We start from the raw sequence: 21,188 nt of genomic DNA, 5'->3' as shown, positions 1-21,188 counted from the left end.
GCATGCCGTGGAAACGCGTACGCCGGGGCCCGGAAGCCCGGACCCCGGCGCACCGCGACGGGACTACTCGTCGGCCGGCTGACCCGGCTTGTCCTCCAGGTCCGCGGACCCGGCGGAGCTGGTCGGCTTGTGCGCCTCCTCGGTCGGCGTGGACGGCGTCGTCGGTCCACCCGCGGCGGCCGGCTCCTCCGCCTTGGCCGCGCCGCCGTCCAGCAGCGCGGTCAGCGCGGCGCCGGTGATCCGCCGGAAGGTCCGGCCGACCCGGCGGCGGTCCAGCACCGCCACCTCCAGCTGGTTCGCCGCGATGGTCCGAGCCGCGCCACCCTCGCCGCCGACGCTGCTCAACGCCCGCACCGACAGCTTCACCGCGTCGCTCAACGACATCTCCGCCGAGTGGTCGGCCTTGAGCACGTTGGTGATCGCCTCCGCCTGGCCGCCCATCGCCATCCGGCCCGGCTCGTCGTTGACCGAGCCGTCGTAGGTGAGCCGGTAGATCTCGTCGTCCTCGGCGGTGGCACCGACCTGCGCCACGCAGATCTCCACCTCGAACGGCTTGGACTGCTCGGTGAAGATCGCGCCGAGGGTCTGCGCGAACGCGTTGGCCAGGGCCCGGCCGGTGACGTCGCGCCGGTCGTAGCTCAGGCCGTTCAGGTCGGCCATCCGCACGCCGGCGCGGCGCAGGTTCTCGAACTCGTTGTAGCGGCCGACGGCGGCGAAACCGATCCGGTCGTAGATCTCACTGACCTTGTGCAGGGCGCTGGAGAGGTTCTCCGCGACGAAGAGCACTCCGCCCTCGTAACTCAGGACCACCGCGCTGCGACCCCGGGCGATGCCCTTGCGGGCCAGCTCGGAGCGGTCGCGCATGATCTGCTCGGGCGAGGCGTAGAACTGCATGGCCACGGCGGCGGTTCTCCTTACGACGCTGTGCTGACGGCTGCTGACTGTGCGGGCGGATCAGCCGCCCGGGTTCTCCATCCGGCCCGAGACCACGCTCTCGGCGATCGCCGCCGTCTCGGCGTCGGTGAGCCGGTGGGTGCCCTCCGCCGTCGCGGTCATCACCACCGGGTAGATCCGGCGGGTGAGATCCGGCCCACCGGTCGCGGTGTCGTCGTCGGCGGCGTCGTAGAGCGCCTCCACCGCGAGGCGGACCGCGTCGTCCATCGACAGCCCGGCCCGGTACCGCTTCTTCAGCGCGGACTTGGCGAACAGCGACCCGGAGCCGATCGCGTCGTAGCCGGTCTCCTCGTAGGGGCCGCCGGTGACGTCGAAGCTGAAGATGCGGCCGGCCCTCGCCGGGTCGGCGCAGGCCAGGTCGAAGCCGGCGAAGAGCGGGATCACGGCCAACCCCTGCATCGCCGCGCCCAGGTTGCCCCGGATCATCGAGGCGAGCCGGTTGGCCTTGCCGTCCAGCGAGAGCATCGCGCCCTCGATCTTCTCGTAGTGCTCCAGCTCCACCTGGAACAGTCGCATCAGCTCGATGCCGATGCCGGCGGTGCCCGCGATGCCGACCAGCGAGTACGCGTCGGCCGGGTGCACCTTCTCGATGTCGCGCTGGGCGATCAGGTTGCCCATGGTGGCCCGCCGGTCGCCGGCCATCACCACGCCACCGGCGGCCGAGATGGCCACGATGGTGGTGGCGTGCGGCGCCAGGTCGGCGGCCATGCCCGGCGGCAGCGGCCGGCGGCCGGGCAGCATCTCGGGAGCCACCTTGCTCAGGAACGTGGTGAAGGAGGACGTCCCCGCGTTGGTGAACACATCTGGTAGACGCCCGGATGGATCAAAACCCGCTGCCACGTGGTTCCTCTCAGGTATGTGATCGCCCCGGCCAGCCGCGCCTGATCGTCACGGAACTGACCAAGACCACCGTTGCAGTTGAAGCAGAGTATCCCGCGCACCCAACCGGTGCGATGATCGTGGTCCACATGTTGCGGGTCCGCGCCGCCGCAGATGGCACAGACCCCGCCCTGCTCGGCGAGGAGCTCGTCGAACTCCTGCTGCCCGATGCCGTACCGCCGCCGCAGGTGGTACTCACGACTGCCGCCGTGGACCCGGAGCCTGCTCTCCTTGCCCTTCACGTTGTGGCAAGGCTTGCAGTATCGGCCGTAACCAGCCCGCCCAGAACGGTTTCGCGGGAAGTCGTCTAGGGCCTTCGTCGCGCCGCAAGCAGGGCATCGCCGGTGCCCCTCGGGCACGGCCGGAAGCTGGCGAACCTCCCGGCCGTGCTTCTCTTGCACCCGCTTCGCGTAGCTCGCCTTCGACCGCTGATTGAAGCAGGGCTTGCAGTAGCTGCCACGACCGTCGGGGCGCTTGCTGTTGGCGCAGAACTCCTCAAGTGGCTTCCACTCGCCGCAATCACGGCAACGACGAGTGCCATCCCGGTCGTCGAGACGTCGAGGCATGTCCGACTTGCCCGCTTATGACCTATTCCCCCCCTTTCTGCACATAGCCCCGGACAAATTCCTCTGCGTTCTCCTCCAGGACGGAGTCGATCTCGTCGAGGAGGTCGTCGACGTCCTCGGTGATCTCCGCGTGCCGCTCGGCGACCTCCGGGTTGGCCTCGGTGGTGACGTCCTCGATCTCTTCGCCCTGGCGGGACTTGCCCGACTGCGACTGCCCGCCGCTGTCACGAGTGGCCATCTGGTGCCTCCTCCAACGATCTCTTGCGAGAAACTTACCTCGCGGGAGCGACGAAAGGCCCGCCGCACGCCGGGTGGGCGCGCGCCGGGCCAGGGTCGCCGTCGTACGGCGGACGGCAGCCGGCGGCCGGTCACGGCGCGCCGGACGGGCGCGCGCCGGGCCGGCCCGGCGTGGTCAGCCGCCGGTGAGGGTCTCCAGCAGGTCCTTGGCGCTGGGGCAGCGGTCGAACAGTTCGCCGACGTGCTTGCGGGTGCCCCGTTCCGGCTCCATCATCGGCACCCGCACCAGCGACTCCCGGCCCACGTCGAAGATGACCGAGTCCCAGCTCGCGGCGACCACCTCGGAGGCGTACTGGGCCAGGCAGCGGCCGCGGAAGTAGGCCCGGGTGTCCTCCGGCGGCTCGGTCATCGCGGTGCGGGTCTGCTCGTCGGTCAGCAGCGTCTTCATCGCCCCACGGCTGACCAGCCGGTGGTAGAGGCCCTTCTCCGGGCGCACGTCGGAGTACTGCAGGTCCACCAGCTGGAGCTTGTGCGAGCCCCAGCCGAGCTTCTCCCGCTCCCGGTAGCCCTCCAGCAGCCGCAGCTTGGCCACCCAGTCCAGCTCGTCGGCACAGAGCATCACGTCCCGGCCGAGCCGGTCCAGCACGCCCTCCCAGCGGGCCAGCACGTCCAGGGTCTGCTCGTCGGCGTCGTTGCCGTAGCGGTCGTCGACAAAGGACCGCACCCGCTCGTAGTAGGCCCACTGCACGTCCAGGGCGGTCAGCCGGCGCCCGTCGCGCAGCCGCATCAGGTGGGACAGGGACGGGTCGTGGCTGACCGCGCGCAGCTCGCTGACCGGGTCGGCGATGCCGAGGTCGGCGCCGAGCGCCTTCTCCTCGATCATGGTGAGGATCAGCGCGGTGGTGCCGACCTTGAGGTACGTCGAGATCTCCGACAGGTTGGCGTCGCCGATGATGACGTGCAGCCGGCGGTACTTGTCGGCGTCGGCGTGCGGCTCGTCCCGGGTGTTGATGATCGGCCGCTTGAGGGTGGTCTCCAGGCCGACCTCGACCTCGAAGAAGTCGGCCCGCTGGGAGATCTGGAAGCCGCTCTGCCCGCCGTCCTGACCGATGCCGACCCGGCCCGCGCCGCAGACGATCTGGCGGGTGACGAAGAACGGCGTCAGGTACGCGACGATGTCCGCGAACGGCGTCTGCCGACGCATCAGGTAGTTCTCGTGGGCGCCGTAGCTGGCGCCCTTGTTGTCGGTGTTGTTCTTGTAGAGGTGGATCGGCTGGGTGCCGGGGATGGTGGCGGCCCGGCGGGACGCCTCGGCCATCACCCGCTCGCCGGCCTTGTCCCAGCGGACCAGGTCCAGCGGGTTGGTCACCTCCGGAGTGGAGTACTCCGGGTGGGCGTGGTCGACGTAGAGCCGGGCGCCGTTGGTGAGTATCACGTTGGCCAGGCCGAGGTCCTCGTCGGCCAGCGCCTCGGCGGGGTCGTAGGCGGCCCCGGAGTAGGTGAAGCCGCGGGCGTCGCGCAGCGGCGACTCCTCCTCGTAGTCCCAGCGGGCCCGGCCGCCGCGGTTGAGTTCCGGGCGTGCCCCGTAGGCGTTGACCACCTGGGACGAGGTGACCATCGGGTTGGCCCCCGCCTGGCCCGGTACGGAGATGCCGTACTCGACCTCGGTGCCCATGATCCGTCTTACGCTCATCGACCTACCCGCTTCGCTCGCCCGACCGGTCCCCCGTCCGCTTCGAGCGTAGTCGGCGCCACCGCGGATGGGGGCGTGGCGGTGCAGCCGGTCGCGGTGTCGCCGGCCACGGGCGGCTCAGCGGTACGGCTCGGGTATGAGCATGACCTCGACGGTGACCCGGCGGTGCAGTTCCGGTTCGGCGATGAGCAGTTTCTCCACCCGCCGCCGGGCGCCGGGGTCGGTGACCACGAACCGGACCGGTCCGGGCGCGCGGCGCAGCATCTCCCGGGTGCGGTCGGGTTCGAGGAAGACCATGCCGTAGACGCCGGGCTCGCTCTGCGCCGTGGTGCCCTGCAGGGCCGAGAGGCAGAGCCCTTCCAGGTAGGAGCGGTAGGGACCGCGGTCGAGGATGAAGGTGGTGGCCCAGGGCACCGGCGGGTAGGCCCGGTCGACCTCGGCGCAGACCACCGCGGCGCGGACCGGCTGTTCGAGGTCCTGGTGCACCCAGCGCTGCGCCCAGGTCCACTCGTCGGTGACCAGGATGCCGCGGTGCCAGCCGGTGACGCCGCAGTAGGTCACGGCGGCGGCGGCGAGCGCGATGCCGGTGACGGCCGCCGCCGCGGTGGTGGCGATCCGTCGGGGCAGGCCGCGGTCGCGGCGCGGGGTGGGCAGCAGCCGGACCAGGCCGGCGGTGCCGGCGATGAACAGCGCCGTGGCCAGGTGGCCGGCCTTGTTGAAGTAGTACGCCGGTTGCCCGCCGGCGTTGATGCTGGCCTGCGCGATGGCGAGGGCGAAGGCGGCGCCGACGAGCATGACCAGCAGGGTGCGGCGCCAGGCGCGGTCGCTGCGGCGGACCTGGACGACCAGGGCGAGGACGACGAGGCCGCCGAGCCAGAGCAGGGCGCGCCAGGTCTGGGTGACGTCCCGGCCGATGGGGGCGGCGAGCGCCTCGGCGTGGTCGGCGCGGAGCAGACCCAGCAGGGGCGTGGTGGCGGCGAGGGGGACGGTGACGAGGGCGACGACGAGCAGGGTGGGCCAGGCCCGCAGCGACTCCCGCCAGTGGCCGGCGAACCAGCAGAGCGCCAGGACGGCGGCGGCCGGCAGGAAGAGGTAGTAGCTGAACCCGATGCCGGTCACCAGGGCCCCCAGCAGCACCAGCTGTTCCCGGGTGCCGGCCAGCGGTCGGATGACCAGGCCGGCCAGGGCGACGGTGAGGGTCAGCCCGAGCACCTCGGTGGGGTACCCGGCGATGAGCAGCCGGGGCAGTTGGGTGCCGAGGATCAGGGCGCCGACGACGACGGTGAGCACCGTGCGGTGCAGGGGGTGCAGCGGTCCGGGGATCCGCTGGGCGACCCAGAGCAGGGTGAGGGCCAGCAGGCCGAAGCCGGCGATGGTCCACCACAGGTAGGGCTCGACGCCGCCGGCGCCGCGCGCGGCGGCGCCGATCGGGGTGAGGTGCCCGTCGAGCAGGGCGGTGGTCAGGTGCCAGCCCTGCGGGTAGTGGACCAGGGCGGAGACGATCTGTTCCCGGGCGGCGGCCGGGTCGACGAAGACGTAGCCGCCAGTGCGGCCGATGACGTCGAAGAGGGCGAGGTGGCGGTAGTTGTCCTCGCCGCGACCGAGCAGGGTCAGCTGGGTGGCGAGGTCTCCGGCGCGCAGCAGCGGCTGGGCGAGGTAGCCGACGAGCGCGGCGGTGCCGAGCACCGGGAACAGGTCGGGCCAGCCCGGCCGGGGCAGCCGCGGTCGGCGGCCGGTGGCCGCGGCGGCCAGCACGAGCGCGGTGAGGGCGGTGCCGTTGACCGGCACGGGGTGCAGCCCCCAGGGCCAGACCGCGAAGAGCAGGCCCGCCGCGGTGGTCGCGCCGAGCAGCAGCATGGTGGCGAGCAGCAGCCGGTCGAGCAGGGTGCGGCCGCCGCGCAGCAGGCTGGCGGTGACCAGCAGGACCAGCGGGGGCAGCAGCCAGGTCCGGTCTGCGGCGTACGCGCCGACGGGCACCACCCAGGCCGCCAGCAGCGCGGCGCCCGCCAGCGCGGCGCCGCGCCCGCGGCGGGTGGCCGGTCGGGTCGGCTCGGCCGCCGGGGTGGCCGGCGGGTCGACGACGGTGAGCTCGGACGGCACGCGGTTCCTCGGCGAGTCGGCGAAGCGGTGCCCGGAAGCTTACCGACGGGCCCGGCGTTCCGCCCGCCGGACGCGCGCCGGCCGGGGTGAACATCGGGTGACACGGCGACGGGCCCGCGGCGTGCCGCGGGCCCGTCGACCCGGCTGTTACAGGTACTGGCCGGTGTTGCTGGCGGTCTCGATGGACCGGCCGGCCTCGGCGCCCTTGCCGCCGGAGACGAGGGTGCGGATGTAGACGATCCGCTCCCCCTTCTTGCCGGAGATGCGGGCCCAGTCGTCCGGGTTGGTGGTGTTGGGCAGGTCCTCGTTCTCGCGGAACTCGTCGACGCAGGCGTCGAGCAGGTGCTGCAGGCGCAGCCCCTTGCGGCCGGAGGTGAGGAACTCCTTGATGGCCATCTTCTTGCCCCGGTCGACGATGTTCTGGATCATCGCGCCGGAGTTGAAGTCCTTGAAGTAGAGGACTTCCTTGTCGCCGTTGGCGTAGGTGACCTCGAGGAAGCGGTTCTCCTCGGTCTCCGAGTACATCCGCAGCACCACCGCGTCGATCATGGCCGCGACCGTGGCCTGGGGGTCGCCGCCGTGCTCGGCCAGGTCGTCCGGGTGCAGCGGCAGCCCGGAGAGGATGTACTTGGAGAAGATGTCCTTGGCCGCCTCGGCGTCCGGCCGCTCGATCTTGATCTTCACGTCGAGCCGGCCGGGCCGCAGGATCGCCGGGTCGATCATGTCTTCCCGGTTGGAGGCGCCGATGACGATGACGTTCTCCAGGCCCTCGACACCGTCGATCTCGCTGAGCAGCTGCGGGACGATGGTGTTCTCCACGTCGGAGGAGACGCCGGAGCCGCGGGTGCGGAAGACCGAGTCCATCTCGTCGAAGAACACGATCACCGGGGTGCCCTCGCCGGCCTTCTCCCGGGCTCGCTGGAAGATCAGCCGGATGTGCCGCTCGGTCTCGCCGACGTACTTGTTGAGCAGCTCCGGGCCCTTGATGTTGAGGAAGTAGCTGGTGTGCTTCTCCTCGCCCCGACGCTCGGCGATCTTCTTGGCCAGCGAGTTGGCCACCGCCTTGGCGATCAGCGTCTTGCCGCAGCCGGGCGGGCCGTAGAGCAGTATCCCCTTCGGCGGGCGGAGCTGGTGCTCGCGGAACAGGTCGGCGTGCAGGAACGGCAGTTCCACCGCGTCGCGGATCTGCTCGATCTGCGCGTGGAGGCCGCCGATGTCGGTGTAGTCGACGTCGGGCACCTCCTCCAGGACCAGTTCCTCGACCTCGCTCTTGGGGATCCGCTCGTACGCGTACGCCGAGCGCGGTTCGATCATGAGCGAGTCGCCGGCCCGGATCGGCGCACCGATCAGGGAGTCGGCCAGGTGGACGATCCGCTCCTCGTCGGAGTGGGAGACCACCAGCGCCCGGTCGCCCGGAGCGCCGCCGGGGCCCTCGAGGACCTCCTTGAGCATCACCACCTCGCCGACCCGCTCGAAGCCGAACGCGTCGACGATGTTGAGCGCGTCGTTGAGCAGCACCTCCTGGCCGCGCCGCAGCTCGGCCACGTCGAGCGAGGGCGAGACGGCCACCCGGAGCTTGCGCCCACCGGTGAAGACGTCCACCGTGCCGTCGTCGTGCCGCGCCAGGAAGACGCCGTAGCCACTCGGCGGTTGCGCGAGGCGGTCGATCTCCTCCTTGAGCGTCACGATCTGCGCGCGAGCCTCCTTGAGAGTGCTCACGAGCCGGTCGTTGTTCTCGGTCAGCCGCGCCAACTGTGCCTGGGTGGCCGCCAGCCGCTCTTCGAGCTGCCGGACGTGTCGGGGGCTTTCGGTCAACTTGCGCCGCACCAGAGCGAGTTCCTCTTGCAGGAACGCGACCTGCGTGGAGAGATCGTGGGCCTCCTTCTCCCACCGTGCGGCGCGCGAGTCCGCGTCGTCGCTGCGTGCCACGTCCCACCTCCCCGGGGGGCTTGAACGTTCTGCCCTAACACTAGCCGCTATGAGGCCGATTCGGTCCCGCGCAACGCCCTCGTCACCGAACCTTGATCGCCAAGGGTGGGCCGGTGGGGCCGAACGGGCGTTCGGGTACCGTCGGGGCGTGGGACGGGAGAACATGGGGGGTGCGCCCGTGGCCGGGGTCGCTACCGACCAGCTGACGGTCTGGGTGGACCAGGACCTCTGCACCGGCGACGGGCTGTGCGTGCAGTACGCGCCGGAGGTCTTCGAGTTCGACATCGACGGCCTGGCGTACGTCAAGGGCCCCGACGGCGAGCTGCGGCAGGCCCCCGGCAGCCGGGTCGACGTCCCCGCCCACCTGCGTCTCGAAGTGATCGACTCGGCCCGGGAATGCCCGGGCGAGTGCATCCACGTGGTGCGCGACAGCGACGGCGTCGAGATCGCCGGCCCCGACGCCGACGACTGACCGCCCCGACTCCTCCGGTTGAGCGCGCAGGCGGCGGAGCGGAGCGGCCGTGCCGGCCACCGCCGCCCCGCCCCCGCTCAGAGCAGCGGACGCCCGACCACCGAGGCGACCAGCCGGGCGAACTCCTCCAGCCGGGCGATCTGCCCGGCGCCGCCGTCGTCGAGCGTCTTGCCGAAGCGCAACGCGTCGTGCCGGGGCGCGCCCGCCACCTCCTCGCTCGGCGGTGCCTCGTCCAGCGAGGTCAGCAGCAGGTAGACGTCGATGCTGTCGACCCGGATCTCGCCGTTGTCGCCCCGGGTGAGCCGGCGCCGGCAGCCCACCTCGGTGACCGAGGAGACCGGCACCACCCGCAACGAGGAGGTCATCGAGCCGGGCGGCCCCTCCCCCGGCGGGACGTCCTCGCCGTGCCAGAGGATGAGCCGGCTGCCGTCGCAGACCACGACCTCCTGCCACACCCCGTTCACCTCGTTGACGAAGCGTTCCAGGGTGAAGCCGAGCACCGACGCCCCGCGCAGCACCCCGCCGAGCGCCTCCAGCGCCACGTCCGGGTCCCGCAGGTAGGCCCGGGCCGCCGATTCCAGATCCTGGTACGGCGACCAGTCCGGGAACACCGCCGGCAGGTCACCGCCGCCGAAGCCGGGCCGGCTCACGCCGGCACCCCGCCGCGCCACGTACCGACACGGGGCACGGCCGCGCAGAGCCCGACGCTCCGCTCGCTCATGCCGCCGCCCGAGGGTCGCACCACCCGGCCCGCAGCGACCGGCCGGATCCACCCGTTCACTCCCAGCCGCCCCATTCCGCCGTCACGGCCTGTCCATCTCCTCCGTCGAGTCGGGCTGCGCCCCGGCGGCCCGGGCGGCCGCCGCCTGCCGGGCCGCCTCGGCCTCGCGCAGTGCCTGCCGGCGCTGCACGTACGCCTCGGTGCCCTTGCTGGGCTTGCGCCGCCGCGGCGGCGCGGTCACGCCGGGGGCGAGCTTACGCGCGGACACCAGGAACGCGGTGTGCGCGATCATGCGGTGGTCCGGGCGGACCGCGAGCCCCTCGGCGTGCCAGTCGCGCACCAGCGACTCCCAGGCCCGCGGCTCGGTCCAGCCGCCGCGCTCGCGCAGCGCCTCCACCAGCTCGGACAGCTGCGGGGTGGTGGCCACGTAGCCGATGAACACGCCGCCGGGCAGCAGCGCCCGCTCGACCATGTCGAGGCTCTCCCACGGGGTGAGCATGTCCAGGATGATCCGGTCGAAGCCGGTCTCGGTGCACCCGGCGACGTCGCCCACGTGCAGGTGCCAGGCCGGGTGCGGCCCGTTGAAGAACGCCTCCACGTTGCGCCGGGCGATCTGGGCGAAGTCGTCGCGCAGTTCGTAGGAGTGCAGCTCCCCCCCGGTGCCGACGGCGCGCAGCAGCGAGCAGCTCAACGCACCCGATCCGGCGCCGGCCTCCAGCACCTTGGCGCCGGGGAAGATGTCGCCCATGGCCACGATCTGGGCGGAGTCCTTCGGATAGATCACCTGCGCGCCGCGCGGCATGGACAGCACGTAGTCCGACAGCAGCGGCCGCAGCGCCAGGAACGCGGTGCCGCCCCCGGAGGTGGTGACCACGCTGCCGTCGGGCAGCCCGATCAGCGCGTCGTGCTCCAGGATGCCCCGGTGGGTGTGGAAGGCCTTGCCCGGTTCCAGGGTGACCGTGTGCATCCGCCCCTTCGGGTCGGTCAGCTGCACCCGGTCGCCGGGCCGGAACGGCCCGCGGTGCACGGGGGGCAGCGCCGGGGTGTCGGCGGGCGCCGGGGCGCCCGGGTCGGCCTGGGCGGCGGAGGGAGTTGCGGTCACGTGTTCATCTTCCGTTGAGGTTCCAGGAGCTGAGCCAGATCCGCGATGTGCAGGATGCCCACGACATCTTCGCCTGCGGTCACCACGTACTGCGCGCCCGGGTGGGCCTGGACGGCCTCCATCACCCGCTCCCCGTCGAGCCCCGCCGGCAGGGCCGGCAGCTCGGCCAGCGACCGGGCCACCGCGTCGACCGCCAGCCAGGGCCGGCGCTCCGCCGGCACCGCCTCCGCGGCGGCCGGGTCGACCAGGCTCACCGGCCGGCCGGCCGAGTCGGCGACGAGCAGCGCGGCGCCCGGCGCGGCGCCGGCGGCCCGCCGCCGTTGCGCCTCGGCCAGCGGAGTGCCGGTGGGCACGGTCAGCACCGGTCGGGCCAGCCGGGACAGGTCGATCAGCGGGAACCGGCGGCTGACCCGGGCCACCCGGATCGACTGGCCGGCGCCCCGCCACAGGGTGAACGCGACCAGCAGCATCAGCGGCAGCGCCAGCGGCGCCAGCAGCCGGGTGGCGGTCAGCGCGGCCACCAGCAGCGCGGTGCCCACGGCCACGATCCGCCCGACCCAGCCGGCCACCTCGGTGCCGAGGTGCCGGTCCCGGCTGACCGCCCAGACCGCGGCGCGCAGCGCCCGCCCGCCGTCCAGCGGCAGCCCGGGCAGGATGTTGAACAGCGCGACGATCACGTTGCTCACCGCGAGCTGGAAGGCGAGCTGGTTGGCCACCGTACGGTCGGGCAGGGCGAGGGTCGCGGCGACCGCGGCCACCCCGAGCAGCGCGGAGACCGCCGGCCCGGCCAGCGACACCAGCAGGTCGACCCGCGGGGTGGGCGCGTCCCGGTCCATCTCGGTGTACCCGCCGAGCAGCTCCAGGGTGATGCCGCGCACACCGATGCCGTACCGGCGGGCGGTCAGCGCGTGCCCCAGCTCGTGCAGCAGCACCGAGCCGAGCAGCGAGACGACGAAGCCGAAGCCGATCAGGTAGCCGCTGATCTGCGGCAGCTCCAGCTGGCGGCGGGCGAACTCGGCGTACAGCACGGTCACCAGGGCCGCCAGCAGCAGCATCGAGCCGTTGAGGTGCAGCGGCACCCCGAACACCCGCCCCACGGTCAGCGTGGCGCGCCCGCCGGGCCGGGGTCGCGGTCGCCTGCTCTGCTCCTCCACCGGATCGATGCTACGGACCGGGCCCGCGGCGGCGCGCGGCGCGGCGGGGCGGGGCGGTGTCACACCGGTGCCCTAACCTTCCGGGCATGACGGCGGAACCGGTGACCACCCAGCAGCCCGCGGCCCCGGCAGAGGTGCCGCCGACGGTACGGGCCTCGCTGTCGCCGTCGCGGGCGGCGGATTTCAAGACCTGCCCGCTGCTCTACCGGTTCCGCAGCATCGACCGGCTGCCCGAGCGCCCCACCGTCGAGCAGGCCCGGGGCACGCTGGTGCACGCGGTGCTGGAGCGGCTGTTCGACCTGCCGGCCGGCGGCCGCACCCCGGACGCCGCCGGCGACCTGGTGGCCCCCCAGTGGGACCGGCTGGTCACCGAGCAGCCGGAGCTGGCCGGGCTGTTCGCCGAGGGCGACGAGCCAGCCGTGGCCGAGTTCCTCCGCTCGGCCGCGGCGCTGCTGGAGGGCTACTTCGCGGTGGAGGATCCGCGCCGGCTGGAGCCGGCCGAGCGGGAGAGCCTGATCTCCGCGGTGGTCGACGACGAGCTGCTCATCCGGGGCTACCTCGACCGGCTCGACGTCGCGCCGGACGGCGCGCTGCGGGTGGTCGACTACAAGACCGGCGGCGCGCCGCGAGAGGCGTTCGAGGCCCGCGCGCTGTTCCAGCTGAAGTTCTACGCGCTGGTGCTGTGGCGCACCCGCGGCGTGGTGCCCCGGGTGCTCCGGCTGCTCTACCTCAAGGACGCCGAGGTCTGCGACTACGCGCCGGACGCCGACGAGCTGCTCCGCTTCGAGCGCACGGTGGTGGCGCTGTGGCGGGCGATCGAGCAGGCCACCGCCCAGCGGGATTTCCGCCCCCGGCCGAGCCGGCTCTGCGACTGGTGCAGCCACCAGGCGCTCTGCCCCAGCTTCGGCGGCACCCCGCCGCCCTTTCCCGTGCCCGAGCCGGCGGATCCGCTGCGCGACGCCCGCTCCCGCCCGGCGCCGCCCGGCGCCGACGAGTAGCCGACCACCCGACCACCGCGGGCATCCACACCGACCCGCGCCGGGCCCGGACGGACCGGCGTCGCCTCGATCGTGCGCACCGGTCGGCCCGCCTCGACCCGGCACGCACGGTCGGCCCGCCTCGACCCGGCACGCACGGTCGGCCCGCCTCGACCCGGCACGCACGGTCGGCCCGCCTCGACCCGGCACGCACCGGTCGACCGGCACCGGTCGACCCGCCCCCGAGGCGGGCGGCGGTCGTCTCCTCCTCAGGGAGGAGACCGCCTCACCACCGGCGACGATCTTCGCCCGGCGCCACGGCGGCTAGCGTCGCGGTATGACGTCGGACCCCCGGGAGTGGACGCGCCAGCACCCGCTGGCCGCCGACGCGCTGCTCGCCGTCGGCCTGATCGTGGCCGAGGCGATCTTCACCCTGCTCACGCCGCGCGAGCTGTGGCCCGGGCCACTGCCCTCGGCGCTGGGCTGGAGCGCGCTCTGCGCCGCCCCGACCGCGCTGCGCCGGGTGGCGCCGTGGCCGGCGGTGGGCGCGGCGGTGGCGACGTTGGCGCTGCCCGGCCTGCTGCACCTCGCGCCGGGCACCCAGGGGCTGACCTTCATCGTGCTCACCTACACCATCGCCGCCCGCCGGCCGGTACGCGCGGCGTCGGCCGCCGCGGCCGGGCTGTGGCTGCCCGTGGCGGTGGTCAACACGGTCGCGCCACCGGTCGGCGGCCTGGAGATCGGCCCCGCCTACCTGGTGCTGAACAACCTGCTGGTCGGGGCGGTGGCGTTCTCGGTCGGGCGGACCGTGCACGCCCGCCGGATGTCGACGGAGGCGTTGCGCGAGCGCGCCCGGGTGGCCGAGGAGAACCAGCGGGCGCTGGCCGAGCAGGCGGTCGCCGACGAGCGCCGGCGCATCGCCCGGGAACTGCACGACGTGGTCGCCCACCACGTCAGCGTGATGGGTGTGCTGGCCACCGGGGCGCGTCGGGTGCTGCGCCGGGACCCGGACGCGGCCGACGAGGCGGTGGCCACCATCGAGGAGACCGGCCGGGCCACCCTGCGGGAGCTGCGCCGGCTGCTGGACGTGCTGCGCACCGACGCCGAGCCGGCCGCCGACCTGGCCCCGCAACCGGGGCTGACCGGCATCGAGACCCTCGTCGACCAGGTCCGCGAGGCGGGCCTGCCGGTCACCCTGCGGGTCGAGGGCACCCCCGGCGAGATGGAGCAGGGGGTGGCGCTGACCCTGTACCGGATCGCGCAGGAGGCGCTGACCAACGCCCTCAAGCACGCCGGCACGGCCACCGCCCAGGTGCGGCTGGGCTTCGGCGTGGACGCGGTCGAGGTGGAGGTGACCGACACCGGGCGCGGGCCGCTGCCCGACACCGACCGGATCGGGCACGGATTGGTGGGGATGCGCGAGCGGGTCGGCCTCTACGGTGGGGTCCTGCGCATCGGGGCGCGCCCCGGCGGCGGCTTTCGGGTGTACGCGAGGATTCCGGTGGAGCCCGCGGCGGTCCGTCGGGTGTGACGGCCCGGCGGACGGCACCGACGGTCGGCCCGAGCGTCGGCCGGCACGCGCGGCGCCGGACCACCCGACGGGGCGGCCCAGCGGCAGGACCAGGGACAGCGGCCGGACGACGGCAGCAGGACAGGGAGAGCGGATGACCGACCCGACGGCGCCGGCGCGGCCGGTGCGGATCCTGCTCGCCGACGACCAGCCGCTGCTGCGTACCGGGTTCCGGATGGTGCTCGGCGCCGAGGACGACCTGGACATCGTCGCCGAGGCCGGCGACGGCGTGGAGGCGGTGGAGCTGTCCCGGCGGCTGCTGCCCGACGTGGTGCTGATGGACATCCGGATGCCCCGGATGGACGGGGTCGCCGCCACCCGGGCCATCGTCGACGCCCGGCTGCCGGTGCGGGTGCTGATCCTGACCACCTTCGACCTCGACGAGTACGTGGTGGGGGCGCTGCGCGCCGGGGCGAGCGGCTTCCTGGCCAAGGACGTGCCGGCCGACGACCTGGTGGCCGCGATCCGCACGGTGGCCGGCGGGGACGCGGTGGTCGCCCCCCGGATCCTCAAGCGGCTGCTGGACCGCTTCGCCGACGTGCTCCCGGACCCGGCGGCGACCCCGCCACGGGCGCTGGACGGGCTCACCGAGCGGGAGCGGGAGGTGCTGGTGCACGTCGCCCGGGGCCTGTCGAACGCCGAGATCGCCCGGGCGCTGTCGGTCAGCGAGACCACCATCAAGACCCACGTCGGGCACGTGCTGACCAAGCTGGGGCTGCGCGACCGGGTGCAGGCGGTGGTGCTGGCGTACGAGTCGGGACTGGTCCGTCCCCGGGCGTAGGCCGGGCCCGCCCGGCTACCGCCCGGGGCGTACCCGAGGATGCGCCGGCGGGGCGACGGCGCGGTTGTCGCGGTCACCTACCGTGACGGAAGACGGCGCGGCGCGGTTGACCCTGACGCGGCGCCAGTGTGCAGGATCGGTCCCGGCCGGCGGTAAAGCGCTCGACCGGCGGCCGGCTCAGGGGCAACCCTGAGCCGGCGATGGGGGGCACCCGCAGCGCGAAATCCGCACCGCTTCCACCCGGAGTCGGACGGATCGCCGCCGGGGAGCACAGATGATGGGGACTGCCGCGCCGGACCAGCGGGGGCGGCGCGGATCGAATTCAGACGGAAGAGGTGCATGACGTGACCGCGACGGTAGGCCGGCAGGCGCAGGCCGCGGCCCGGGCGAACGACGTGTGGAAGGTGTACGGCAGCGGCGAGGCGCAGGTCGTCGCGCTGCGGGGGGTGAGCGCGGAGTTCGAGCAGGGCCGGTTCACGGCGATCATGGGGCCGTCCGGGTCGGGCAAGTCGACGCTGATGCACTGCCTGGCCGGGCTGGACTCGGTGACCCGGGGCACCGTGTCGATCGGCGACACCACGGTCACCGGCCTCGGCGACTCGGGGCTGACCAAGCTGCGCCGGGACAAGGTGGGCTTCATCTTCCAGCAGTTCAACCTGCTGCCGACGCTGACGGCCAAGGAGAACATCCTGCTGCCGCTGTCGATCGCCGGCCGCAAGCCCGACCCGGCCTGGTACGACACGGTGATCGCCACGGTCGGGCTGCGGGACCGGCTGGACCACCGCCCGGCGCAGCTCTCCGGCGGCCAGCAGCAGCGGGTGGCCTGCGCCCGGGCGCTGGTCTCCCGCCCCGAGGTGATCTTCGCCGACGAGCCGACCGGCAACCTGGACTCCCGGGCCGGCGCCGAGGTGCTCAACTTCCTGCGCAACTCGGTGCGCGAGCACGGGCAGACCATCGTCATGGTCACCCACGACCCGACCGCCGCCGCGTACGCCGACCGGGTGGTCTTCCTCGCCGACGGGCAGATCGTCTCCGAGCTGATCGAGCCGACCGCCGAGACGGTGCTGGACACCATGAAGAAGCTGGACACCCACGCCGCCGAGGTGGGCAACTGATGTTCCGGGCGACACTGAAGAGCCTGCTGGCCCGCAAGGTCCGGCTCATCCTGTCCGGCCTGGCGGTGGTGCTCGGGGTCATGTTCGTCTCCGGCGCCTTCGTGCTCACCGACACCCTCGGCCGCTCCTTCGACGCGATCTTCGCCGACGCGTACGAGGGGGTCGACGTCAACGTCGCCGCCAAGCCGAAGATCGCGCTCGGCGAGACCGAGGGCGAGCAGGTCAGTCCGCCGTTCCCGGCGGCCACCCTCGACACGGTGAAGGCCGTGCCCGGGGTGGCCGAGGCCACCGGGGTGGTGGCCGCCGACGGTGCGCGGATGATCGGCAGCAACGGCAAGGTGGTGACCTCCTTCGGCCCGCCGCAGCTGGGTGAGAACTGGACCGGGGAGAGCGACCTGGTGCAGCTGCGCGAGGGCCGCGGGCCGCAGGCCGACGACGAGATCGTGATCAACAAGGCGCTCGCGACGGCCGGGAAGGTGAAGGTCGGCGACCGGGTGGGCGTGCTGACCCTGGAGCCGAAGCGCGAGTTCACCATCGTCGGCGTCTTCGGCTACAGCGGTGGCCGGGACTCGATCGGCGGCGCCAACGAGATCATGTTCACCACTCCGGTAGCGCAGAAGCTGATGCTCGGCGCGCCGGACACCTACAACAGCGTGTCGATCAAGGCCGCCGACGGGGTGTCCGACGAGTCGCTGCGCGACGCGGTGGCCGCCGCCGTGGGTGCCGGCTACGAGGTCAAGACGGGCGAGCAGCTCTCCGCCGACGCGGCGGCCGGGCTGAAGGAGGCGCTGACCTTCTTCAACCGGATCCTGCTCGGCTTCGCCGCGGTGGCCCTGCTGGTGGGCACCTTCCTGATCCTGAACACCTTCTCGATCATCGTGGCCCAGCGCACCCGGGAGCTGGCGCTGATGCGGGCCATCGGCGCCAGCGGCAAGCAGATCATCGGCTCGGTGGTGCTGGAGGCCATCGCGGTGGGCCTGATCGCCTCGGTGCTCGGCCTGGGCGCCGGCATCGGCATCGGCGCGCTGCTGGCGTACCTGTTCAGCACCTTCGCCGGGGGCCTCACCCTGGCCGGGCTCGGCGTGCCGGCGGCCGCGGTGATCGGCGCGTTCGCGGTCGGCCTGATCATCACCGTGGTGGCGGCGCTGCTGCCGGCGCTGCGGGCGTCCCGGATCCCGCCGATCGCGGCGATGCAGGACGTGGCCACCCCGGACCGCCCACTCACCAAGATCACCATCGCCGGTGGCGTGGTCACCGCGATCGGCGCGACGCTGCTGGCCCTGGGCCTGACCGGCAACGCCGGCGACAACACCCTGGCCACCATCCTCGGTGGGGTGCTGTTCGCCTTCATCGGCGTGGCGCTGCTGACCCCGCTGATCAGCCGGCCGGTGGTGAGCCTGCTCGGGGCGATCTTCGCCTGGTCGGTGCCGGGCAAGCTGGGCCGGCTCAACTCCGGCCGCAACCCGCGGCGTACCGCGATCACCGCCGCCGCGCTGATGGTCGGCATCGCGCTGGTCACCGGCGTGACGGTGATCCTGGACTCGGCCAAGAGCAGCATCAGCGGCCTGGCCCAGGACACCATCAAGGCCGAACTGGTGATCGCCGGGGTGCAGAGCGGCCCGCGGCCGCCGAGCTTCGACCCGGCGGTGCTGGAGAAGGCCGCGGCGATCCCCGGCGTACGCATGGTCGACGGCGAGTACGGCGACATGGCGCTGGTCGGCGGCGAGCGGACCTGGGTGGCGGCCAGCAGCGAGGTGGCCTCGCTGCGGCAGATCTTCGGGGCCACCCCGACCGCCGGTGACATCGACCGGCTCGCGCCGGACCAGATGCTGGTCAGCTCGGACACCGCGAAGTCGCGCGGGCTCTCCGTCGGCTCCCAGGTGCCGGTGCAGCTGGCCCGCGGCGAGGCGCGCACCTACACGGTGAGCGGCATCTACGCCAGCTCGCAGCTGACCAACCCGGTGGTGCTGCCGCCGGCGGCGGCCCGCGACTTCAGCATCCCGCAGCCGATCCAGGGCTACATCCAACTGGCCCCCGGCACCTCGGTGGCCTCGGTGCAGCCGCAGGTCGAGGCGCTGCTGGCCGACTCCCCCGAGGTGTCGGTGGCCGACCGGGACGCGTTCATCGAGCAGCAGGCCGGCCAGCTGGACGGGCTGCTCACGATGATCCAGATCCTGCTGGCGCTGGCCATCGTGATCGCCGTACTCGGCATCATCAACACGCTGGCGCTGTCGGTGCTGGAGCGCACCCGGGAGCTGGGCCTGCTGCGGGCGATCGGGCTGCGCCGGGCGCAGACCATGCGCATGATCACCGTCGAGGCAGTGGTGATCTCGGTGTTCGGCGCGCTGCTCGGCGTGGCGGTCGGCAGCGGGCTCGGCGCCGCGGTGGTCGAGGCGCTGAAGGACGAGGGGATCACCGACCTGGTGCTGCCCTGGGACCAGATGGGGGTCATGCTCGGCCTGGCCGCGATCGTCGGCGTGATCGCCGCGGTGCTGCCGGCGGTCCGGGCCGCCCGGATCAACGTGCTGGGCGCCATCGCCCACGACTGAGGTCGCCGTCGCAGACGGAGGGGCCCGCCGACCGGCGGGCCCCTCCGCGCGTCATCGGGCCGGCGCCTCGCCCAGCAGGGCGGCCAGCAGCTCCAGGTCCGCGCCGGTCAGGCTCTCCAGCTGGTGTACGCCGGCCGTCGCGGCGATCGGCACCTCGGCGGGTACGGCGAGCACCGCCGCCCCGGCGGCGAGCGCGCTGGCCACTCCGGTCGGCGAGTCCTCGATCGCCACGCAGCGGGCGATCGGCACGTCGAGCAGCCGGGCGGCGGTCAGGTACGGCTCCGGGTGCGGCTTGGTGGCGTCCACCTCGTCGCCGCAGACCACCGCGTCGAAGCTGTCCCGGCCCAGGGTGTCCAGTGCCACCTCGACCAGCGGCCGGACGCTGGAGGTGACCAGGGCGGTGGGGATGCCCGCCGCCCTGACCGCCCGCAACAGGGCCAGCGCGCCGGGGCGCCAGCGCAGCCCGGTGCGGAACAGCTCCAGGATCCGGGCGTCGATCCACGCCGCGCTGACCAGCGGGTCGCGTTCCGGCTGGCCCAGGTCGTCGTGCAGCAGCCGCATCGAGGCGGCCATGCTGGTGCCGACCATCGCCTTGCGGGCCGCGTCGGAGAGGGTGCCGCCGTACTCGGCCGCCAGTTCGTTGAGCGCGACGTCCCACAGCTTCTCGCTGTCGACCAGGGTGCCGTCCATGTCGAAGAGCACGGCGGCGGGATGGCGGTTGGGCAGCGGATCAGCGGTCACCCGGCGATCCTCTCAACTTCCCGCGCGACTGCCGGCCCGAGGTGCCGTCCGGGTGACCTACCCGACGGCCGGCACCGGCGAGCGCGGGCAGGGCGCGGTCGGGGCCGGGCACGACGGGCGTGCCGCGGTGGCGTGGGCGGCAGGCCGTGGCCGGGGCGGGCCGGGCTCCGGCTGCCGCGCGGGCGGCGGACTTGCGGGCGGGCTCCGGCTGCCGCGCGGGCGGCGGGCTTGCGGGCCGGTCGCAGACTGGGCGCAGCCGGCCGCCGTCACGGTGGCCCGTCGCCCGAGGAGGTCGCCGATGCGCGTCCGATCCCTGCTGTCCCGGTGCACGGTGGTCGTCCTCGCGGCCACCGCCGCGCTCTGGCCGGCGGCCCCGGCCGCGGCGGCCAGCCTGCCGCTGGACCGCTGCTACGACCTGGCCCCGCCCCAGCACGCCGACGACCAGCCGTGGTCCGCGCCGGGCAACCGGCAGACCGTGTGGCCGACCCCGGTGGGCATCCTGGACCGGGACGTCCTCCGGGTGTCCGCGCAGGGCCGGATCCGCATCGACCACTGGGGCACCCAGAAGTCGATCGCCGGCGAGTGGCCGGCGGGTGGCACCGGGTGGCCCGCGCCGGACGCGCCCCGGTACGCGCTGATCGCCAAGGTCACCGAGGGGTCCGTGCTGGTGCTGAAGAACGGCCTCTCCTACGGCCCCGGCCGGTGGTTCCCGGTCGGTACGGACAGCGGCTGCCTGCTCTACTACAGCGCCGGCCTGAACCCTCGGGTGATCTTCTCCTTCAACGACCCGAACCTGGGCGACAACGGCGGCGGCGCGTCGGTGCTGGTGAGCCAGTGGTGGGGCGAGGGCTGAACCGGCTCAGCCCAGGTCGCAGGCCGCCAGGGACCGCTCGTAGCCGCGGAAGAAGGACTCGGTGCGCTGTTCGGCGGTGCCGTGCGAGCCCTCCGCGAACCACGGCTGGTCGGGGTCGTCGCCGACCGCGAGCAGCCCTTCGCGGAACTCGTCCAGGTCGCCCTCGTCGAGGGTCAGCACCCCGCCGCGCACCGAGTCCCCCAGGTACGCCCCGGCCATGCAGTCGGCCTGCAACTCCTGCTGGATGGTGAAGCTGTAGCGGATGCCGAGCCGGACCTGGATGGCGTGCGCGTACTCGTGGCCCAGCAGGTAGAACACGAACGCGTCGCCGACCTGCCGGAACGCCCCCACCGACCAGCGCACGTCGTAGGCGATGAAGTCGCCGGCCGAGCAGTAGACGGCGTTGTTGCGGGGAATCTCCTGCCCGCCGCAGGTCACCTCGCCGCCGCGCTGGTACGGGATGATCCGCCGCACCGGCCGGAACCGCTCACCCGAAGCCCGGAACTGCTCGGCCCAGTACCGCTCGGCGATGCTCTGCGCGTCGCGGACGTCCTGCTGGAACTCCTCGACGCTGGTGGTGCCGTCCGCCCGGGTCTGCCCCGCCCCGGGCGAGGCGGATGCCCCGGGACGCTGCGGCGCGGGCTCGCCACCGTCCGGTTCGGAGACGCCGCCGACGAAACAGCCGGCGGTCGCCACCAACGCCACCAGGAAGCCGGCCAGCGGCCCGCGCGGTGGCCGGTGCGAACGTGCCGTCACAGTGCCCTCCCGGCGTCGGCGATGCCCGTGCAGTACCCC

19 protein-coding genes are annotated in these 21,188 nt (G+C 73.4%); 7 read left to right on the top strand and 12 right to left on the bottom strand.

Going from position 1 to position 21,188, the window contains the following annotated elements; genetic code table 11:
* Positions 1-63 precede the first annotated feature (63 nt).
* From prcA to arc, 7 genes are all read right to left on the bottom strand, one after another.
* On the bottom strand, positions 64-900 hold the full coding sequence (gene prcA / locus SM577_RS23230) for a proteasome subunit alpha (RefSeq protein WP_302922727.1): 837 nt from the start codon (positions 898-900) through the stop codon (positions 64-66).
* A 54-nt stretch (positions 901-954) separates the two neighbouring features.
* Entirely contained in the window at positions 955-1,794 is an 840-nt protein-coding gene (prcB, locus tag SM577_RS23225) for a proteasome subunit beta (protein ID WP_474579821.1), read from the bottom strand.
* Positions 1,713-2,399, bottom strand: coding sequence for an endonuclease VII domain-containing protein (locus tag SM577_RS23220; protein WP_474587959.1), 687 nt, complete (start codon positions 2,397-2,399; stop codon positions 1,713-1,715). Before SM577_RS23220 ends, prcB begins: the two co-directional genes overlap by 82 nt.
* 22 nt (positions 2,400-2,421) lie before the next feature.
* On the bottom strand, positions 2,422-2,637 hold the full coding sequence (locus SM577_RS23215) for a ubiquitin-like protein Pup (RefSeq protein WP_088993750.1): 216 nt from the start codon (positions 2,635-2,637) through the stop codon (positions 2,422-2,424).
* A gap of 174 nt (positions 2,638-2,811) precedes the next feature.
* Positions 2,812-4,329 (bottom strand): depupylase/deamidase Dop, encoded by a 1,518-nt coding sequence (dop, locus tag SM577_RS23210; protein ID WP_368051341.1) that lies wholly within the window; start codon positions 4,327-4,329, stop codon positions 2,812-2,814.
* Positions 4,330-4,446: 117 nt separating this feature from the next.
* Complete coding sequence (locus SM577_RS23205) at positions 4,447-6,429, bottom strand: hypothetical protein (RefSeq protein WP_474587958.1); 1,983 nt, start codon at positions 6,427-6,429, stop codon at positions 4,447-4,449.
* 147 nt (positions 6,430-6,576) lie between these two features.
* Positions 6,577-8,358 (bottom strand): proteasome ATPase, encoded by a 1,782-nt coding sequence (arc, locus tag SM577_RS23200; protein WP_302922732.1) that lies wholly within the window; start codon positions 8,356-8,358, stop codon positions 6,577-6,579.
* 178 nt (positions 8,359-8,536) lie between these two features.
* Between arc and SM577_RS23195 the strand changes: the two genes are divergently transcribed.
* Positions 8,537-8,830, top strand: coding sequence for a ferredoxin (locus SM577_RS23195; protein ID WP_302922733.1), 294 nt, complete (start codon positions 8,537-8,539; stop codon positions 8,828-8,830).
* 77 nt (positions 8,831-8,907) lie between these two features.
* Here SM577_RS23195 and SM577_RS23190 read toward each other — a convergent pair whose 3' ends face one another.
* The 3 genes from SM577_RS23190 to SM577_RS23180 form a co-directional block, all read right to left on the bottom strand.
* The gene (locus tag SM577_RS23190; RefSeq protein ID WP_302922734.1) at positions 8,908-9,480 is read right to left on the bottom strand and encodes a hypothetical protein; all 573 of its coding nucleotides are present in this window, start codon (positions 9,478-9,480) and stop codon (positions 8,908-8,910) included.
* Positions 9,481-9,633: 153 nt separating this feature from the next.
* Positions 9,634-10,653 (bottom strand): tRNA (adenine-N1)-methyltransferase, encoded by a 1,020-nt coding sequence (locus tag SM577_RS23185; protein ID WP_474579824.1) that lies wholly within the window; start codon positions 10,651-10,653, stop codon positions 9,634-9,636.
* Positions 10,650-11,741, bottom strand: coding sequence for a M50 family metallopeptidase (locus tag SM577_RS23180; RefSeq protein ID WP_302922812.1), 1,092 nt, complete (start codon positions 11,739-11,741; stop codon positions 10,650-10,652). The genes SM577_RS23185 and SM577_RS23180 overlap by 4 nt, the downstream gene beginning before the upstream one ends.
* A 152-nt stretch (positions 11,742-11,893) precedes the next feature.
* On the opposite strand from SM577_RS23180, the gene SM577_RS23175 reads away from it, so the two are divergent.
* The 5 genes from SM577_RS23175 to SM577_RS23155 all read left to right on the top strand — a co-directional run bounded on the left by SM577_RS23175 (position 11,894) and on the right by SM577_RS23155 (position 18,799).
* Entirely contained in the window at positions 11,894-12,805 is a 912-nt protein-coding gene (locus SM577_RS23175; RefSeq protein WP_474587957.1) for a RecB family exonuclease, read from the top strand.
* A 316-nt stretch (positions 12,806-13,121) separates the two neighbouring features.
* Positions 13,122-14,315, top strand: a complete 1,194-nt coding sequence (locus SM577_RS23170) for a sensor histidine kinase (protein ID WP_474587956.1) — start codon at positions 13,122-13,124, stop codon at positions 14,313-14,315.
* A 133-nt stretch (positions 14,316-14,448) separates the two neighbouring features.
* Positions 14,449-15,135, top strand: coding sequence for a response regulator (locus SM577_RS23165; RefSeq protein ID WP_302922737.1), 687 nt, complete (start codon positions 14,449-14,451; stop codon positions 15,133-15,135).
* Positions 15,136-15,479: 344 nt separating this feature from the next.
* The gene (locus SM577_RS23160) at positions 15,480-16,250 is read left to right on the top strand and encodes an ABC transporter ATP-binding protein (RefSeq protein WP_302922738.1); all 771 of its coding nucleotides are present in this window, start codon (positions 15,480-15,482) and stop codon (positions 16,248-16,250) included.
* Complete coding sequence (locus SM577_RS23155) at positions 16,250-18,799, top strand: ABC transporter permease (protein ID WP_302922739.1); 2,550 nt, start codon at positions 16,250-16,252, stop codon at positions 18,797-18,799. The genes SM577_RS23160 and SM577_RS23155 overlap by 1 nt, the downstream gene beginning before the upstream one ends.
* 51 nt (positions 18,800-18,850) lie before the next feature.
* On the opposite strand, the gene SM577_RS23150 is transcribed toward SM577_RS23155, so the two are convergent.
* On the bottom strand, positions 18,851-19,501 hold the full coding sequence (locus tag SM577_RS23150; protein WP_302922813.1) for an HAD family hydrolase: 651 nt from the start codon (positions 19,499-19,501) through the stop codon (positions 18,851-18,853).
* A 337-nt stretch (positions 19,502-19,838) separates the two neighbouring features.
* Here SM577_RS23150 and SM577_RS23145 point away from each other — a divergent pair, with 337 nt between their 5' ends.
* Entirely contained in the window at positions 19,839-20,393 is a 555-nt protein-coding gene (locus tag SM577_RS23145) for a hypothetical protein (RefSeq protein WP_474579828.1), read from the top strand.
* A 6-nt stretch (positions 20,394-20,399) separates the two neighbouring features.
* Here SM577_RS23145 and SM577_RS23140 read toward each other — a convergent pair whose 3' ends face one another.
* Positions 20,400-21,149 (bottom strand): neutral zinc metallopeptidase, encoded by a 750-nt coding sequence (locus SM577_RS23140; RefSeq protein ID WP_474579829.1) that lies wholly within the window; start codon positions 21,147-21,149, stop codon positions 20,400-20,402.
* Positions 21,150-21,188: the final 39 nt, after the last annotated feature.

The sequence above is a fragment of the Micromonospora desertarenae genome (assembly GCF_056150265.1).
The sequence above is the reverse complement of the archived record's forward strand: the minus strand, read 5'-3'. Positions and strand labels throughout refer to the sequence as shown.